The sequence below is a fragment of the Mucilaginibacter xinganensis genome (assembly GCF_002257585.1).
GTDB classification, from domain to species: Bacteria; Bacteroidota; Bacteroidia; order Sphingobacteriales; family Sphingobacteriaceae; genus Mucilaginibacter; species Mucilaginibacter xinganensis.
In genome coordinates this window covers 2,556,383-2,573,024 of the sequence record NZ_CP022743.1, presented here as the reverse complement: position 1 = coordinate 2,573,024, position 16,642 = coordinate 2,556,383, and the positions used below count along the sequence as shown (strand labels likewise).

Genomic DNA, 16,642 nt, shown 5'->3' with positions numbered 1-16,642 from the left:
TTTCGCCCATTCACAGATTTACCATGATGATATTTATTTTTAATTAATCCCTTATCGTTATAAAATGAACTATTTAGCTAACAATTGGAACTCTTTCAGGTCGCTGTCAAAATACATTTTCCTGTTATTTGCCATGGTCTGTTACTTTCCCGCTTTTACTGTTGCGAAGCCTAAGCCGTCACAGAAAGTGAAACGGATCATTCGGATCGAGTTTAATGAAAAAGGCCAGATGGTATCCACCCCGCCGTCCTATCTGACCAAAGAAGATCAGATCGATTTTGTCGTTAATACCGGCAAAGACTTTAAGACGAAGCGGGTTATTGAGGTATACCAGCGTTTCGCCCAGACGATCAAGGCGCTGGAAGAGAAAAATGATAAGGGCGATTCCAAGATACTTGCGGCTATCAGTCTCGATCAAAGTGTCGAGGCCAAGCATTTGCTGGGCGTAACGGTTGCTAAACTGGCGGATCAGCTGAATAAATATGTCGTGGCTAATGAAACCTATCTGAAAAATCAGATCACATCCGGAACGATAGAAAAGGATCTGCAGGATAAATCAAAAGCACTGACCGATAAAACCTATACAGATGCGGAGTTGGCGTTGATCCAGGTGCCATCGCTGACCGCGCTGGAATTCCCTTCTTATACGGTAACCGGACGGATCGTTAATGTGAACGGTCTGGATATTATCAGTGAGTGTAAAGAGCCGTTAACGCTTGATCCGCAATCGCAGTGCTGTTGGTATGTATACTGCGGAAGTATGCCTCCTTTTCATTTCAAAGAGGGGCCGGTCCGCTTTGAATTTGAGTTGCGAATGAATAACAATATCCCGGCTCAGCTTATTGACCAGATTAGCAAAAGTGACGCGCTGACCAAAGTCCTTTGGGCCATCAATACCGATAAATTGAAAGCCGAGGTGACCAAGGTACTTTCGGTCGCGACCATGGATGTTCCTGATCCGAAGATCATTGTTAGCAAAAGTGATTTGAAATCGTTGAGCGATGAAATACTCAAAAAAGAACAGGACCCCAAAACGGATATGAAGGCCGATATCGGTGGCCTGTTTCCGGATGACAAAACCAAGTTAGTCTATGATAAGCTATTTAACCTGGCCAGCCAGTTTGACTTTTTGAGCGGCAAAGAACTGATCGCTTGGTATCTGCAGTTCGCCTGGGTATCCGGCGGGCAAAATATATCGGCCAATCCACTGGTCAATGGCAACCTGGTGGGCCTGGGACAGAAGATCAGCGAACAAAATGCCACACTAAAAAAGTTAAAAAAAGATTCGGTGAAGAATGCGGCGGAACTGATATTGGTCGAAAATACGTCCAAAACCAGCAATAGCGCCGGTAATATTACGGCGTTGAATAAAGCTTACGATGACCTGCTGACGGCCAAATCGACCAATGACGCTTTGATCGACGCGGCTAATGCTGCGCTGAAAAGCCTTAAAAAGCAGGGTTCTTCCGATGTGATCAATCAGCTGAACAAACCGGCATTACTCAGCGATTCTCTGCTGTATCAAGGCCTCGTGTATATCAACAATCCCGGGAATTATAATAAAACCTTTTATGCCTTTATGCGTAATCACGATGCGTTGGAGGATTTTCAACTGAAAGGTAAAGAGCCCGCAAAAGGGATCAATGAGACCCAGCGCATGTACATTCTTGTGGATAATTCACCACCAAAGGCTAAGTACATGCTCAAAACAACGATTACACCCATCAACCTGTCGGATGATGTACCGCCTTCCGGTGCCGAGATCGGACAACGCGCCATGAAAGCGGCTAAACCCCTATTTACCAGGGTACCCAAACCGGGTCTTGATGATGTGTTTTCCCTCTATGAAAGTCTGAAGAATCTCTATGCACCGGCGGCTAATGGTATCCTTGCCTTGCCCTTTCACCTGACCCCGGACAATTCACCGGATTACCTGACGAGAATGGTTTCACATGAAAGCCCGTTCAAGGCGCCGAGCACGGTCAGCTACCAGTTACTCGATAGCGCGACCAGCAAAAATTTGAATTCTGAAGGTACGGCTTATACTTACCGTTATAATAAACTATATCGTTTCCGGATCAAAGCAGGCATTGTTTATAGTTTTCTGCAGAATAAAAACTATACGATTAATGCGGCGACGAATACAGCAACCTATACGAATAATTACACCGGGCTGGCACCCTCTGTGGGCCTGCAGATATTTACAACGCGGCTGGATATTCAGAGCCAGCGGTTCTTTCCGCATGGCGCTGCGCCCTATGCCTACGTCGGGTATTTATACACGGGTGCGCCGGCGGCGAATATCCTGTTGGGTACAGGTTGGGAGATATTCAGCGGATTTGCCCTCACTGCAGGCGTCCATTACGGAAAGTCACAGGGGCTGACCGTCGTAAGCGGCTCGCTTCAGGAAAAGGACGATTACCAGCCGGCATTTTTCTTTTCGCTCAATATCGGTTTAGAAGCATTTAATGCCTTGTTCAACACGGCCAAACCAACAGCTAATCCATTTAAATGATGAAAAAGTTTACGAATTATACAATGATAATTGCCGGTTTGCTAACCGTGGTTGTTTTGGCCACCTGTAAAAAAACGGCTTCTGATAAAGTTTTCGGGGGAACAGCCCGGATAAGAGGCGTGGTATTTTATAAAAACATCACCACAAATAACCCTGACACGGCAACCACTGCCCAGCTTACCCTGGAAAAGGGTAATGACCAGTCAACAGACTTTACGCTTAGCCTGACGAATGGCGCATTTGATATTCCTTTGCTGGTCGATGGTGACTATACATTCAATATTACTTATTATCATACGATCCCTGGCTCGTCAAAAAGCATCCTGTACCAGTTAAAGACGCCTTTCTTTCATTTGAATGATGCCCAGTTCAAGGATCGGGACACCTTGTTATTGCTACCTACAGTAACTGCAAGTCCGACATTGCAACTTACAGTTACCGACAACACCAATGCGGTGGTCAATAATGCGCAGGTGTATTTGTTCAGCGATATCAGCACCCTGAACAAATACCGCCGTACGGGAGCCGGCAGTGTCAAAAGCGGGATAACGAATCAATATGGCATGGTGGTCTTTGATAATCTTCAGCCAACAATCAGTTATTATGCGGCGTCTTATATCATACGGGTCGCCGATACCCTATCCAACCACACGACCGATAATAAGGCGCCTGTGATTAGCGCGCTCAGCAGTACGGTGCTGAACACTGCAAGGATTACTATCATTCCGGATTTGCCTGCTGTTGCGTTTTCCCTGCAGGTGGTGCTCACCGACCAGTATGGCGCGTACATACCTGGTGCGAATGTTTGTATCTATTCCGACAAGGCGTTGCTCGCCAAAAACCGGAATACCTGTGCCGGAAGTATTTCAGGTTCGGTTACCGGAACGCAGGGTGCGGTCAACTTCACTGGTTTACAATCGTTGTTTTATTACATTTCAGCCTATAAGGTCGTGGGCAAGGACACGTTGACCAATAAAGCGACGGATCAGACGCCGACCATTGTTTTGCAACCCAATGCTGCTAATACAACGACGGTTATACTGAAATAAAAGGGCCGCGCTAAATTCGGTGTGCGACACTGTGAGCTGATAAGGATATTAATGTCGAGACCGTTAAACTTTTTGTCAACTGATTGAATTTATTGAAGATATCGCTGTTGCTTTGACAAAACATTTCATTATTAGTTAAGTCTTTTATTAATTTAGTACGAAAATCAAATTGTAAGCTTATGTGGCGCTACCTCACCAAAAATACTTTTAAGACGTTATATGTGATTGCCATAATATTCACGGTGTCGTCTTGTACACATACTCCGGAAAAAAAGCCGGCGTTTTCGATAGGAATCGCTACATGGCCCGGTTTCGCACCTGGTTATATAGGAATCAAGAAAGGTTTTTTTAAGGATTTAGACGTAAAGTTTTATATTATCGACGATTTCAACGCCAGGCAGGCGGCGTATGTGTCGGGTAAAACGCAAGCTACTATTGGAACAATAGATAGCTATGCCTTTGATATTGCGCACGGCATATCAGGAAAACTAGCTTTAATAACCGATCAATCAAACGGGGCCGATGGTATTATTGTTAAGCCGTCCATCCAGGCGGTAGCGCAACTTAAAAGCAAAAAAATAGCATTTACAAGAGGCTCGCCGTCCCACTTCTTTCTGCTGACTTTATTAAAGGAAAATGGATTAACCATGAACGATATCACTTCGGTCCAGGTTGATGATCCAGGAAAGGCGGGTGAAGCCTTTCTCTCAGGTAATGTAGACGGCGCAGTCACCTGGGAACCTAATATTACCCAAATTGTTCAATCAGGAAAAGGTAAGATTCTCGTGGATACAAAATCCAAACCTGGCATTCTTGTCGATGCTATAGAATTCAACGATGGTGTACTTGCGAATCGCAAAGGCGATATTCAAGTGTTCATTGCAGGATGGTTAAAGAGTGTGGAGTATATCAAAAGTCATCCCGATGAGTCTTATAAAATCATGGCGGACGCGATGAAAATCCCGAGTAAAGAATTTCCAAATATGGCATCAGAGATTGTTTACGCTGATAAAGCGTTAAACCAAAACTGGTTGTTGGCTGACAGTGGCCGGAAAGCAAAGCAACTTTTTGAAAGTGCTTCAGAAATTTGGTATCGCCAGGGATTGATCAATAAAAAGGTTAGCGGAAGCGGATTGATTATTGGAGACTTTATCAAATAGTAGATGTTGAATCCGGATCTGTTTATTTTAATACTGTCTTCTTTAGCTTTCCTGTGCGTATTCGTTATTCATCTGAGACGTTCGAAAACGCAAAAATTCTTTGTTTTTTTTGACACGCTAAATGCAAGAGACAGGTTATTGCTCGCTATAATGCCCTTTTCAATGCTTTTGATCGTTTGGGAGATTTTGTGTTTTTCCAACATGATTAGTCTAACCTATCTTCCCACACCGTTTGCGAGTTTTAAGCAAATCATTTTATTATGTTCCACTAAAGATTTTATAATCGCCTGCGGTATTTCGTTGCTTAGAATAGTCACTGCCTTCGCATTTGCAAGTATAGTCGGAGTGGCGATAGGTAGTGTTGCCGGTGTTTTTTTGAAATTTCGGGCTGCGATACTTCCACTTAATTCAGCATTCAGGTATATTCCGCCAACCGCATTTATTAGTTTAATTATTATCTGGTTTGGTATTGGCGAGATGGCTAAGATCATATTAATATTTCTGGCTATCCTTTTTTATATTGTTCAGATGGTTGCCGATGTGGTAAAATTGACCCCTACGGTTTATATACAGGCAGCTGAAATGATAGGTCTCAGTAAATTTAAGATTTTCAAAGAGGTTGTTTTGAAATACAGCTATCCCGACATCATATCTGTCTTGCGCGTTAATTTAGGAGCTGCATGGACATTCTTAATTGTTTCAGAGTTAGTAGCTTCACAAAATGGTTTGGGATTTTTAATCGCGACAAGCCAAAGGTTTTTGATGACTGCTAATTTATTTGGTCTGTTAATTATATTGGGATTTCTGGGATTTCTCAGTGATACATTGTTTGAGGTTTATATTAAAAAGGCAGGGCATTGGAGAAAATGACATTAGTAAGTATAAACCGATTAGCCAAGCGATATGGACACCGGGAAGTTATCAGCGATTTCTCCGTAGATATCGAACCAGGAAAAATATATTCTATTGTTGCACCTTCCGGTTGCGGAAAAACAACACTATTGAAAATCATCGCTGGTTTTGATCGGGACTATGCGGGTAGCATCATTTACAATTTTGATAGGAGAACCCATCCTATTGGTTTTATCTTCCAGGAGCAATCCATCTTCCCCTGGCTCACCGTCAGGGAAAACTTAGGTTTCGGAATAGAAAACACTTATAGGAAACATGATAGTTTGTCACATGGAAATATCGAACTGCTGTCAAACCAACTGGGGTTATCCGCATACCTTAATTTCTACCCGCATCAATTATCCGGAGGCTTAAAACAGCGGGTGGTTTTTGGAAGAACGTTAATATTAAATCCCAAAATAATCCTATGCGATGAACCGTTCAACTCGCTGGACGAGAATGCGGCATTTGAAATGCTGGACTTTTTAAAAAGCATTCAAAAGACCTTTCAGATTACAGTTCTCTACGTCACCCACAATGTTGAGGAGGCGGTATACATTGCAGATGAGTTACTCATTTCAAAAAGCGGCATCAATAAAAACACAAATCAAATAACCTTATCAAATTTAAAAAATGACAAATTCGGACCCAACCCAGACCAACTCCACCGGTTATCGGCTGAAATTCGAGACCTTTATCTCAAATAATGTTCGACTTCAACGGGCGCTAAGTTTTCTAGAAAGAGTTTTTGTGCTTAAAAAAATCACCCTGGCTATTCTTATCGCGTTTTGGCTGGGCGTTGTTTATTTTACCTGGAGAACTTCCAGTGGCGGTCATGAATCTGATTATTATGAGATCTGGGCATTCGGCAGTTTAATCTCTATAATTATATTCGGTGCGTTTTTCGTGCTGATCAACACTCCTTATCTGATCCTTAACCTGGCAAAATGCACGCGGACAAGAGGTATTTATTTGTTGATTTTAGTCACCATAGTTGTCGTTTTCATATTGACGATAGTGGCCGTTATCGCCGGGATTGAATTCTATAATATACTGTATACGGAAAACGCTGTTTCCATCGTTCAAAAAAATAAGCCATTCACTATTGGTGTACATTATCTACAATTGATCACTGTTATCATGTTTTTTTTAGCGGATATGACCTGTTTTCTTACCATACCATCTGCGTTGAAGAAAAAATTAGATGGGCAAGTCCTGAATGGCAACGGTAACGAGCAAATCGAGGATCAGATCGCACATGAAGAATTGGTGATAGAGAAAAGTTTGCTGTTCCAAACAATGATTTTTGTTGATTTACCTTCAGTTATTACAATTGTGTTGCTGGTTTGTTATTCGCATTATTTCAGCTCACTGCCGCATTTGGATGTCTTTCTCGGTGGATCGGAAGCATTTGCCCTAATATCGTTTAACATCGTTTACATTATGATACTTTTAAAATTCGGACATAAATTTCATTACTTAAATAAAGCTATAGCCTAAATGGAAACATTACAGATAACACCAGCAGAAGATTTTCTCGCGGAAACAAAGGCAATGATCGATGCCACCCCAGTTTCGTCACATCAATTTCTATCGGCTTTCTTAGAAATGGATCTCTCCAGAGAGCAGTTAAAACGTTTCGCCGTTCAATGGTACAAAACAGCAAGAGATCACAAAATGGCCTTTCCCGCGATTGTTTTGAATACCCCCATAGACGATATTAGGTTCGAACTGATTGAGATCCTGGATGATGAGTATGGCAAAGGGAACAGAGAGAAAATCCATGCCAAACTTTTATACCGGTTTGTAAAGGTTTTTTACGAAACCGATCAGGAGGTCGAGCTTGTACCAAAACTGCCTGCGGTGGGGCGGTTTGGAAAGGACGTCATGGAAATCTGGAAGAACGGGGAGCCTGTTTATGCTTTCGGTTTGCATTTTGCACTTGAATATTTAGCACAGGATTTACATGCACATTTTTCAGATGCTTTGCAGAAATATGACTATTTAGATGAAAATGTTCGTGAGTATTTCTTATATCATAAGATTGCAGAACAACAGCACGCGGACTTTTCCGAATATGGTTTTATTTATTATTCAGCGGAAAACATGGAAAACCGGGAAAGATTAGTTCAGGGCATTCAAAAGGGTGTGCAATTGCTCACAGACTTATGGGATGATTTTTATAAACATATCATCGAATTAAATTAAGAGTCAATTTGATCTGGTTCTCCTTTTTAGGGGTTATTTAACCTAAAAGGAATATTTAGCTATATTTCCAGATAAAGACCTGGAAGAAAGCAAAAGCATGTCCGTTCGTTAACCAGTCGCTATTGCAATTCATAAAATAAATCTATTTTTAAAAACTTAAAATCTAACATCATGGAAAAATTCAAAGCGTTAAAAGAGTTGGTAGAATCAGTAGAGAAAGATGCAATTGCCTTTTATGACAAAGGCAACAAGGCGGCAGGCACTCGTTTGCGTGGTGCTTTACAACAACTTAAAACTTCTGCAACGGAAATCCGAAAAGAGGTAACAGAACTGAAAAACAAATAAAGAATAATCTAACATTGTGCAGCAAAAGCCTGATCAGGAATGGTCAGGCTTTTGCTTTTGAATATGTTTAATAAATTAGTTAGACCATTGATAATACACCTAATGTATTTGTTTACCGGACACTAAATCATCAAAAACTATATTTGCTTTGATTCAAGGCAAACGTACTTTATGATAAACGACGACGACATACAAAAACTTAGCAGAGCCGGTTTGCAAAAACTATTGAACAAAGGGCTATTTTATAAATATATCAACTTCAATGATGGCTTTGAGCATATTTTGAAGAGCAATACGTTGAAATTTAGTGACCCTGAAGCTTTCAACGACCCATTTGATTGCAATGAAAAGCTTATCAATATTTCTATATCAGAGGAATATAAAGAAGAGCTTTATAAAGAATTGGAAAAAAAATATCACATGACTGATAAAATGAGGGAATTGTTTGGAGCAAAAGCAAATGATCCAAACATTTATCGGGATGCATTACTCAGGAAAAAGAAAGAATTTAAGGTGAGTTGTTTTTCAGAAAAATGTAATGAGGTATTAATGTGGTCACATTATGCCGATAAACATACTGGTATTTGTATAGGGTTTGAATTAGAATTTAAGTGTGCGGATTACGTCTTTTACCCTGTAAATTATATTTCCGAAATAGCACCTGTTGATGGCATGACCTTTACTACAAATGTGTTTTACTACTGGTTAACAACAAAATCCTTTAGATGGGAATACGAACAGGAGATACGGGCGATAAATAAAAACGGCAAAGAGATAGTCCCTTTTGAAAAAAAGGCCATAAAAGAAATTCTGTTTGGATGTAAGGTGGCCATCCCGGTCATTGAAAACGTGATTTTTGAAATGGGAAAAATGGGTTATCAGAATGTTGTATTTAGCAAGATGGAGATTGACCCAGATACATTTCTATTAAAAAAAGTTATTATCAATTGACCTTATTATCAAGTCCGCTATTTTTTATTTAATAAATCCGTTAACAGCTATTTATTAATTTTACCAGTGGTATGAATTTCCAGTTTAAAGCTTTCAAGGCTTGTTTTTGCTTCAAAAATCTGAACGTGCGGTAATTTATTATCTATAACATCAATAATAGATTTTCTATCGTTGGCATCCATATTACAACCTAAAATCACTTGCGTTATAGCATTTGCCGGCAGGATAAATGCTTTATTTGCGGCCTCTGCTTTGGTTAAGCGAAACTCGTCCTCATATCCCCAATGAGGCGATTTGGTGTTCAGCATCTGGACTATTGGTTGAACTTCTTCACCTGCTTTACTAAAAAGCGGCATGAAAGGGAAATTCTCGTTATAAATCACAGGGCCGATAGCTCCACCGACTGTTTCGTATAAAATATGACTGTCTATGCCGACACAAAAGCCCTTATGGCAATTTGCATAATGAGCCCACATCAATAAGTTATCATTTTTTGTAGTCAGTGAAAGTAGCCCAAACGTTTTATGTAAAGCCGCCTTGTTTTGGTCATGCATTTCCTTCCAGTAGGCATCGCCCTCAAATTTCCCCGAACGTTGTTCTTCAAAGGCGCGCCTATGCAACTCTTCATCAGATATATCGGGCCAGGCTCTTCTGCCAGTTTCTAATAACTTTCTCGTTATATTTTCCGGTATCATTTCCTTTGGATCATATCTGAAAGGTAATGAAGCATCAAAGGGATCATTCAAATTGGCCGGAGACGCAAAAAAAACCTCATTATTATTTAACAGTCTCTTATGATAATCATCGCTCCAAACTCTGTATTTGTATAACGTATCAGGGATGTTGTCTAAATATTTCATATTTATATCTTTTAGCAAAGATATCCATTAAGAATCCGATGTTGGTTAAAATCCTTTGGTATTAGTGCTTGTTTGAAGTCAAATTAAGGTATTGAATATCAGCAGTTCCAGCCGCTTCGCTGAATTAACTACCGGCTCGTTCCTCGCCCGTACTTTTCTTTTACAGCTTCGCTTATTAATCTCCCAGTTTTAAGTGCTTGCTGGCCTTTTATATACAGCAAATTTCTGATCCGCCGGGACATACAGACAAGGCCAGGCCTCCGGTTTTGTAAAAAAAATCTTCCTCTCATTTTTTTAGCGGGTGCCCTGCGGGCGGGTGTTGGAGAGCGTATTTTTTTTCCAAAAGCCTTGTCTGTATGCCCGGCTCTTTCAGGTGCGGTGCTTAATAAAAAGCCAGCGAGCGCTATGCGAGCTGACTTAAAAAACAAAGCAGATAAATCACAGCAGTATGAAAAACTTAAAAAACAAAGCACCGCCACAGCAGACAGCGCACAGACCGCAGACCTATCGCACGACCAATAATAGAATGATCATAAACATTAAAAAATTACAGACATGGAAACCAAAGTAAAAGATAACAGCAAAGCTGTTAATAATGTTAAAAACGATAAAAAAGAAGCATTTGTAAATAACAACCCTGTTAATAAGGAACTGATAAAGCCACAGCCCGAAGCGAAAAAACCAAAGGAAGAAACAGTGATTAAAGCGGATCAGGAAAAACCACAAGCCGAGCAAACTAAAACGGAAGCACCAAAAGCCGAACAGGTAAATCAGGCAAACGGGCAGCCAAAACAGGAACAGCCCAAAGCCGGGCCACAACCCGAGCCAAAGCCTGCCAAACCTGTTTTGAATTTAGAGGAAACCTTAAAATTAGTGGCAGACCTGAACCGCAAGAAGATACAGCGGGATAAATTGATAGAAACGGTTGAAAATCTGGAAGCCTTTGAAATTGAATTAAAAGAGGATGCAGACGAAACAGACAGCAATATTTATCAGGGATGCGTTTTGACCATCGAAGATGATAACCGCCGGAAATTCACCACAAAAAACCCGGTTATTATTTGGACAGTGGCACAGCAGGTAAACGGTATGTGCGTGAATAAACTGGCAGAGATCGAAGCAGGTATTATACTTCCTGCATGAGTAATTAAATGGAAACGCCCCTTGTATCCAACTACAGGGGGCGTTGTTTAAGACATTTTCTAATCTTAAAATCTAAAGCAATGTTAGAGATTTTCATCGAGTTAACCAACCAAATATTTTGGGAGGGTTATGCACAACAGTTGGCAAAGGAAAACCCCGCAGGTTTTCAGTTTGAGTTTAACGAATTCATTAATTCCTATAACAATTAACATCATGGCACACAATCTCAATTATAATGAACAAACAGGCGCACACAGTTTTTTTAGCGTAAAAGAAAAGGCTTGGCACGGTTTAGGGAAAATCATTACAGACTACCCGACAAGCGAAGAAGCCATTCGTTTTGCAGGATTAGATTACAAAGTGGAAAAACGCCCTTTGTTCACCTACGACAACGAAAATTTCAATGCGAATGAAGAAACGGATATAATCATACCCGAAATAGAAGTACCTGGTTTTTATGCAACGGTAAGAACCGATAGCGATAATGTTTTAGGTGTAGTTGGTAAGGATTACGAAGTGGTACAGAATGTAAACGCTTTTGATTTTTTTGATAGCATCGTTGGCGGCAAGGACGGTATTTTATACGAAACAGCGGGAGCATTGGGAAAAGGTGAACGGATTTTTATTACTGCTAAACTGCCCAACTATATACGGATAGGTAGGGATGATTTAATAGAGCAGTATTTATTTTTGACCACCTCACACGATGGTTACGGCAGTATCACCGCAGCGTTTACACCTATTAGGATTTGTTGCCAAAATACACTTAACGCAGCTTTGCGCAATCATGGCCATTCTATTAAAATACGGCATACCGCCAGCGCTGTTGACCGTTTAAAACAGGCGCACCAATTGTTAGGCGTAACCAATCTGTTAGCCAAGGAGCTGGAAGAAGTGTTTAACAACTGGTCAAGGATACGCATAACAGACAATGCTGTTAAACGCTTGATACAAGTCGCAATGGCGCCCAACAAAGAAGTATTGCAGAACTTGCAAAGCGGCAAGTTAGACGAACTATCTACCAATTATAATAATATGGTAAGTAGCGTAATGGAGTATGCTTTAACTAATCCGACCCAACAGGAGGTAACTACCAAAGGCACTTTGTTTGGGGCTTACAATGCCGTTACGGGCTACTTTCAGAATGTGCGCAATTACAAGGATGATGAAAGTAAGTTTAAATCTATCATGTACGGCACAGGATTGCAAAGAAGCCAAACCGCTTTTGATCTATGTAAGGAGTTTTCAAAACATGGTATCGAGTCATTAAATTAATCATAAAGGGGAGCAATCCTCTTTTTAAACAGAAGATCATGGAAACCGAAAAATGCTTGTATGATAGATGGATGGATGGATGAAGAAAAATTAAATCTTAATAAATTCATCATTACACTGTTTCAGGCGTTTCAGTACGCAGACGGTACTAACCGAAAGAAAATACTGGATAACTGGAACGAATATTTTAGAAATTCACAATACATTTGAAATCACATCATACCTATAGCCCTATGTTTCTCTAACATAGGGCTTTTCCTTTTTATAATTTTGGAAGTGTGAATAAATGGTCATTTCTTGAAAATTATATCCTACATTTAACTTATTAGCCCTAATATTTACCGCATATTTGTATATCCTATTAATTAGGAGAAAACTGTTCAGTTTATTACAAATATGGCATTAGACCTAAAACATATACACTCTGAAATAGAAGATCAATACCTCAATGACGATAATCCACGTCCTTGGATTATTGGATTTTCAGGAGGAAAAGACTCTACAATGCTCCTGCAATTGGTATGGATCGCTTTAAAAAAAATCCCTGCCGAATTACGTCGTCGAAAAATTTATGTTGTTTGTAACGACACCTTAGTGGAAAACCCCAGAATTGTAAAATTCATTCACGAGACACTGGACAAAATCAAACAAGCCGCAGCAGAACAAAGTTTACCAATCACGGTCCATCAAACAACCCCCCGGCTGGAAGATACTTTTTGGGTAAATCTCTTAGGTAAGGGTTATCCTGCACCGAATAACTCATTTAGATGGTGTACCGACCGTTTAAAAATAGAACCTACAACCGAATTTATAAGAAATAAAATAAGTGAAGTTGGCGAAGCTATTATTTTATTAGGCACCAGAAGTGATGAAAGTAATACACGGGCTAAAAGTATCGAAAATAGTAAAATCCACATTGACAGTGAGCGATTAAGAAAGCACGTATTGCCCAATGCATTTGTTTTTGCACCCATAAAAGATGTATTAACAGAGGAAGTTTGGACTTATTTACTGCAAGTCAATCCCCCTTGGGGAGGCAGCCACAGAGATTTAGTTACGCTTTACCGAAACGCCACGGGCGGTGATTGTCCTTTAGTTATTGATACCACAACTCCATCATGCGGACAAAGCCGCTTTGGGTGTTGGGTTTGTACTGTCGTCAAACGTGATAAATCAATGGAAGCGTTAGTCGATAATGGAGAGGAATGGATGGAGCCGCTTGTTGAATTTCGTGATATGTTGGTTGCTAAGCGCAATGATCGAACCTGGCGCCAAACGTGGCGCAGAAGTCAAAATGAAGATGATGCCAGCGAAGACACATGGGGGCCATACTTACCTGAAAAACGCGCTTTCATGCTTGAGGAACTATTGAAAGTTCAAAAACAGGTGCAGGAAGAAGATGCTAATTTAATATTGATCAATTATCAGGAACTGGTAGCTATTCAAGTCATTTGGCACCGTGATTCCATATTTGAGCATGGCGTGGCTGATATATACAATACGGTATATCAAACAGACATGAAAAAAGAAGATTTCTCTGACGGCCAGGTATTTGAAAAAGACCTGTTAAAAGAGGTTTGTGATAGCGAAGCGGACTTCAAATTAATTGGGGAACTGTTAGAAATTCAAAAATCAAAAATTATACTGGTGAATAATTATGGTATTCAGAGTGATTTAGAAAATCATTTAGAAAAAGACTATAGAAGACGGACTGTATGTTAATAGAAAAAATCACACTCCGTAATTTTCGGGTATATCATGGTGAGCATACTGTTTCGCTTTCGATTAACCCGGAGCAAAATGTGTCCATAATCTCCGGACAAAATGGGTTTGGAAAAACAAGCCTGCTCACTTCGTTAGTATGGGGGCTTTATGGCAAACTGATACCGGATGTTGACGATCGTTATCGAAAAGAGATTTATGAAAGCGGCGGGTATAAGAAATATGCATCAAAACTTTTTAACCGTTATGCATTACAACATGCAAATGAAGAATATGAAAAATTAAAGAGGAGACTGATTGATACGACAGATGTATTGGAACGGGAACGGGTTAAACAGAATATTGACGACATCTATTCCTTTAGCATTTCAGTTCAATTTACTAATATTTCCATTCCACATATATCTTGCAACAACCTTGTTATTAAAAGAACCTATAATATCAAATCAGAAACAGAGGATATACAAATATTGATTGATGGCAGGACAAATGAATTAACGAAAACAATTGGACAGGAAATTTTCATCAACGATTTTATCTTGCCTAAAGAGGTCGCCAAATTTTTCTTTTTTGACGCCGAAAAGATTACTGCCTTAGCTGAAATCAGCAACCTGGAGGAGAAACAATATTTCAGTAAGGCATATAACGAAGTATTGGGTATAAAAAAGTATGTAGATCTTAAACATAATCTGGAAAATCTGTTACTAAGAATAAAAAAGCGGTCTGCACAAAAAGGTGATTTACAAAAAATAGATACGCTGCAAAAAAAAGTAACAGAGAATAATGATCTGCTAACTATTTACAAGCAAGATCTAAGCAGAAAAGAGCAGGATCAGATTGTCAAGAAGTCTGATTTTTCACAAATTCAAGAACAATTGGTGAGATTAGGCAGCGCGTTAAGTCATGACGAACTACAAGAATTTAAGCGTATGCGTAGCCAGTTGAAAGATGAGATTGCAAAAAACAAGAACCAATTTAACGACTTACTTGAATTAGCTCCTTTTGCTATGATTGCTGATAAAATCCTTCAAGTCAACAAGCAACTTAAGATAGAGGAAATACAGCAGAATATTGATTTGGTGAATAGTTTGCTTCAAGAAAAATACGTCAGCATAAAAAAAGCATTTGTTGAACTGAAAAACATCGATCTATCTGTTGTTGAAACGATACTTTCTGAAAATTTATTACCAAGTCAAATGTCAGATCAAAAAGTTCTATTTGACTTTACAATAGAACAACGTAATCAATTTAAAGCGGTATTTGATAACTTAAAAAATGCTTACAGCAAAAGTTTTAAAACTTTAGTTGCCAATTCCAAAAGACTTCAAAGCACTTATAATATTTTACAGAAAAAAGTTCAGGATGCAGAAGTTAAAGACAGCGACCCTGTTATAAAGGCATTAAGGCATCGTTTCGAAACACTTAATATTGAAATTCGTGAGTTGGAAGAAAAAATCTTGAATCTTAAAGTAAAAATCACGGTTTTAGAGAAGGATATATCTACGATTAACAGGCAGCTTTCGGAGCAAACTAAAAATATTAGAGTGGAAGCAACTGATCGTCAAAAAGCAGAAACTACGGGTCGCTTGTTAAGCCAGTTAGATAATTTCATCAAGCAACTCAAACAAAAGAAAAGGATTTCTTTACAAAAAAGCATAAAAAATGAGTTGAATCGACTAATGCACAAACATGATTTTGTAAAGCAAGTCAATGTCATTATTGAGGGGGATCTGATTGACATAGACCTTTTGGATATGCAAGACCAAAAAATAAATAAAGATAGCTTATCTAAGGGGGAACAACAGCTTTACGCCACAGCTTTATTAAAAGCATTGGTCAGTGAATCTAACATTCAATTCCCTGTATTTATTGACAGTCCGTTACAAAAGTTCGATAAGTTACATGCGGCTAATATTATTAAGGATTTTTATCCGGTCATTTCCAGCCAGGTTGTTTTGTTTCCATTGTTAGAAAAAGAATTGAATGAAACAGAGTATAATCTTTTACTGCCGAAAGTTGGTAAAGCTTATTTAATTGAGCAAATAGCATCTTATCGGTCAGCCTTTAACGAGGTGGTTCCAAAGGAATTATTCAGTAATTATCAACAGATGTATTCGCGATATGTTTAGTAGCATCAAAACTTCCCGTACAAATAAGGAGTTGGTTACACAGTTAACCAATAAGCTTAATTTGGGTGCAGAAAATGTAATTGCACGCTTAGCCTTCAGCTTTTCGCTAAGCAGAGAGCGAAAACTAAATCTAAGTGACATGAAAGATTCCGGAGGTAAGGAGTATAACAATAAGGTGCTATTCGGCAATTATGCAGATATTTATATGGCCGTCTTATGTGTACATTACAGCTTATACAAATCTGACAAGGACTTGTCAAAATATGTTAAAATGCATATTGACGATGGCCTTGAATTAATTAATCAAGAGATAGCCAATAAGGATTCTATTACAGGAAATGATTTCCTAATTAATGAGATCGAAAAAGGAATACTAAATTCTGAAAAAATATAA

At 39.3% G+C, this 16,642-nt stretch carries 17 protein-coding genes; 16 read left to right on the top strand and 1 reads right to left on the bottom strand.

Annotated elements, in window-relative coordinates:
• Nucleotides 1-64: 64 nt before the first annotated feature.
• From MuYL_RS11105 to MuYL_RS11065, 9 genes are all read left to right on the top strand, one after another.
• Nucleotides 65-2,515, top strand: coding sequence for a hypothetical protein (locus MuYL_RS11105; RefSeq protein ID WP_094570639.1), 2,451 nt, complete (start codon nucleotides 65-67; stop codon nucleotides 2,513-2,515).
• Nucleotides 2,515-3,564: a hypothetical protein gene (locus tag MuYL_RS11100; protein ID WP_094570638.1), complete on the top strand. Its 1,050-nt coding sequence runs from the start codon at nucleotides 2,515-2,517 to the stop codon at nucleotides 3,562-3,564. Before MuYL_RS11105 ends, MuYL_RS11100 begins: the two co-directional genes overlap by 1 nt.
• A 179-nt stretch (nucleotides 3,565-3,743) precedes the next feature.
• The gene (locus MuYL_RS11095) at nucleotides 3,744-4,724 is read left to right on the top strand and encodes an ABC transporter substrate-binding protein (RefSeq protein ID WP_094570637.1); all 981 of its coding nucleotides are present in this window, start codon (nucleotides 3,744-3,746) and stop codon (nucleotides 4,722-4,724) included.
• A 201-nt stretch (nucleotides 4,725-4,925) separates the two neighbouring features.
• Nucleotides 4,926-5,594 carry an ABC transporter permease gene (locus MuYL_RS11090; RefSeq protein ID WP_157740768.1) on the top strand — a complete coding sequence of 223 codons (669 nt, stop codon included), beginning with the start codon at nucleotides 4,926-4,928 and terminating at the stop codon, nucleotides 5,592-5,594.
• Complete coding sequence (locus MuYL_RS11085; protein ID WP_094570635.1) at nucleotides 5,591-6,322, top strand: ABC transporter ATP-binding protein; 732 nt, start codon at nucleotides 5,591-5,593, stop codon at nucleotides 6,320-6,322. The genes MuYL_RS11090 and MuYL_RS11085 overlap by 4 nt, the downstream gene beginning before the upstream one ends.
• A complete protein-coding gene (locus MuYL_RS11080; protein WP_157740763.1) occupies nucleotides 6,249-7,115 on the top strand; it encodes a hypothetical protein in 867 nt (288 codons plus the stop codon). The genes MuYL_RS11085 and MuYL_RS11080 overlap by 74 nt, the downstream gene beginning before the upstream one ends.
• Nucleotides 7,116-7,823, top strand: a complete 708-nt coding sequence (locus MuYL_RS11075; protein WP_094570633.1) for an iron-containing redox enzyme family protein — start codon at nucleotides 7,116-7,118, stop codon at nucleotides 7,821-7,823.
• 171 nt (nucleotides 7,824-7,994) lie between these two features.
• The gene (locus MuYL_RS11070) at nucleotides 7,995-8,168 is read left to right on the top strand and encodes a histone H1 (RefSeq protein WP_094570632.1); all 174 of its coding nucleotides are present in this window, start codon (nucleotides 7,995-7,997) and stop codon (nucleotides 8,166-8,168) included.
• 171 nt (nucleotides 8,169-8,339) lie between these two features.
• A complete protein-coding gene (locus MuYL_RS11065) occupies nucleotides 8,340-9,119 on the top strand; it encodes a DUF2971 domain-containing protein (protein WP_094570631.1) in 780 nt (259 codons plus the stop codon).
• A gap of 47 nt (nucleotides 9,120-9,166) precedes the next feature.
• Here MuYL_RS11065 and MuYL_RS11060 read toward each other — a convergent pair whose 3' ends face one another.
• A complete protein-coding gene (locus MuYL_RS11060; RefSeq protein ID WP_094570630.1) occupies nucleotides 9,167-9,979 on the bottom strand; it encodes a DUF2971 domain-containing protein in 813 nt (270 codons plus the stop codon).
• 555 nt (nucleotides 9,980-10,534) lie between these two features.
• Here MuYL_RS11060 and MuYL_RS11055 point away from each other — a divergent pair.
• The 7 genes from MuYL_RS11055 (at nucleotide 10,535) to MuYL_RS11035 (ending at nucleotide 16,642) form a co-directional block, all read left to right on the top strand.
• Nucleotides 10,535-11,122, top strand: a complete 588-nt coding sequence (locus MuYL_RS11055; RefSeq protein WP_094570629.1) for a hypothetical protein — start codon at nucleotides 10,535-10,537, stop codon at nucleotides 11,120-11,122.
• An 80-nt stretch (nucleotides 11,123-11,202) separates the two neighbouring features.
• Nucleotides 11,203-11,331, top strand: coding sequence for a hypothetical protein (locus tag MuYL_RS23750; RefSeq protein WP_262493682.1), 129 nt, complete (start codon nucleotides 11,203-11,205; stop codon nucleotides 11,329-11,331).
• A gap of 4 nt (nucleotides 11,332-11,335) precedes the next feature.
• A complete protein-coding gene (locus tag MuYL_RS11050) occupies nucleotides 11,336-12,397 on the top strand; it encodes a DUF932 domain-containing protein (RefSeq protein WP_094570628.1) in 1,062 nt (353 codons plus the stop codon).
• A 60-nt stretch (nucleotides 12,398-12,457) separates the two neighbouring features.
• The gene (locus MuYL_RS23180) at nucleotides 12,458-12,607 is read left to right on the top strand and encodes a hypothetical protein (protein WP_157740761.1); all 150 of its coding nucleotides are present in this window, start codon (nucleotides 12,458-12,460) and stop codon (nucleotides 12,605-12,607) included.
• 186 nt (nucleotides 12,608-12,793) lie between these two features.
• A complete protein-coding gene (dndC, locus tag MuYL_RS11045; RefSeq protein ID WP_094570627.1) occupies nucleotides 12,794-14,119 on the top strand; it encodes a DNA phosphorothioation system sulfurtransferase DndC in 1,326 nt (441 codons plus the stop codon).
• A complete protein-coding gene (locus MuYL_RS11040; protein WP_094570626.1) occupies nucleotides 14,113-16,248 on the top strand; it encodes an AAA family ATPase in 2,136 nt (711 codons plus the stop codon). The genes dndC and MuYL_RS11040 overlap by 7 nt, the downstream gene beginning before the upstream one ends.
• A complete protein-coding gene (locus tag MuYL_RS11035; RefSeq protein ID WP_094570625.1) occupies nucleotides 16,241-16,642 on the top strand; it encodes a DndE family protein in 402 nt (133 codons plus the stop codon). The genes MuYL_RS11040 and MuYL_RS11035 overlap by 8 nt, the downstream gene beginning before the upstream one ends.

Excerpts from the sequence above, each read along its gene's own strand:
- MuYL_RS11105 (WP_094570639.1), top strand. The coding sequence starts at position 65 with ATGAACTATTTAGCTAACAATTGGAACTCTTTCAGGTCGCTGTCAAAA.
- MuYL_RS11100 (WP_094570638.1), top strand. The coding sequence starts at position 2,515 with ATGAAAAAGTTTACGAATTATACAATGATAATTGCCGGTTTGCTAACC.
- MuYL_RS11095 (WP_094570637.1), top strand. The coding sequence starts at position 3,744 with ATGTGGCGCTACCTCACCAAAAATACTTTTAAGACGTTATATGTGATT.
- MuYL_RS11090 (WP_157740768.1), top strand. The coding sequence starts at position 4,926 with ATGATTAGTCTAACCTATCTTCCCACACCGTTTGCGAGTTTTAAGCAA.
- MuYL_RS11085 (WP_094570635.1), top strand. The coding sequence starts at position 5,591 with ATGACATTAGTAAGTATAAACCGATTAGCCAAGCGATATGGACACCGG.
- MuYL_RS11080 (WP_157740763.1), top strand. The coding sequence starts at position 6,249 with ATGACAAATTCGGACCCAACCCAGACCAACTCCACCGGTTATCGGCTG.
- MuYL_RS11075 (WP_094570633.1), top strand. The coding sequence starts at position 7,116 with ATGGAAACATTACAGATAACACCAGCAGAAGATTTTCTCGCGGAAACA.
- MuYL_RS11070 (WP_094570632.1), top strand. The coding sequence starts at position 7,995 with ATGGAAAAATTCAAAGCGTTAAAAGAGTTGGTAGAATCAGTAGAGAAA.
- MuYL_RS11065 (WP_094570631.1), top strand. The coding sequence starts at position 8,340 with ATGATAAACGACGACGACATACAAAAACTTAGCAGAGCCGGTTTGCAA.
- MuYL_RS11060 (WP_094570630.1), bottom strand. The coding sequence starts at position 9,979 with ATGAAATATTTAGACAACATCCCTGATACGTTATACAAATACAGAGTT.
- MuYL_RS11055 (WP_094570629.1), top strand. The coding sequence starts at position 10,535 with ATGGAAACCAAAGTAAAAGATAACAGCAAAGCTGTTAATAATGTTAAA.
- MuYL_RS23750 (WP_262493682.1), top strand. The coding sequence starts at position 11,203 with ATGTTAGAGATTTTCATCGAGTTAACCAACCAAATATTTTGGGAGGGT.
- MuYL_RS11050 (WP_094570628.1), top strand. The coding sequence starts at position 11,336 with ATGGCACACAATCTCAATTATAATGAACAAACAGGCGCACACAGTTTT.
- MuYL_RS23180 (WP_157740761.1), top strand. The coding sequence starts at position 12,458 with ATGATAGATGGATGGATGGATGAAGAAAAATTAAATCTTAATAAATTC.
- dndC (WP_094570627.1), top strand. The coding sequence starts at position 12,794 with ATGGCATTAGACCTAAAACATATACACTCTGAAATAGAAGATCAATAC.
- MuYL_RS11040 (WP_094570626.1), top strand. The coding sequence starts at position 14,113 with ATGTTAATAGAAAAAATCACACTCCGTAATTTTCGGGTATATCATGGT.
- MuYL_RS11035 (WP_094570625.1), top strand. The coding sequence starts at position 16,241 with ATGTTTAGTAGCATCAAAACTTCCCGTACAAATAAGGAGTTGGTTACA.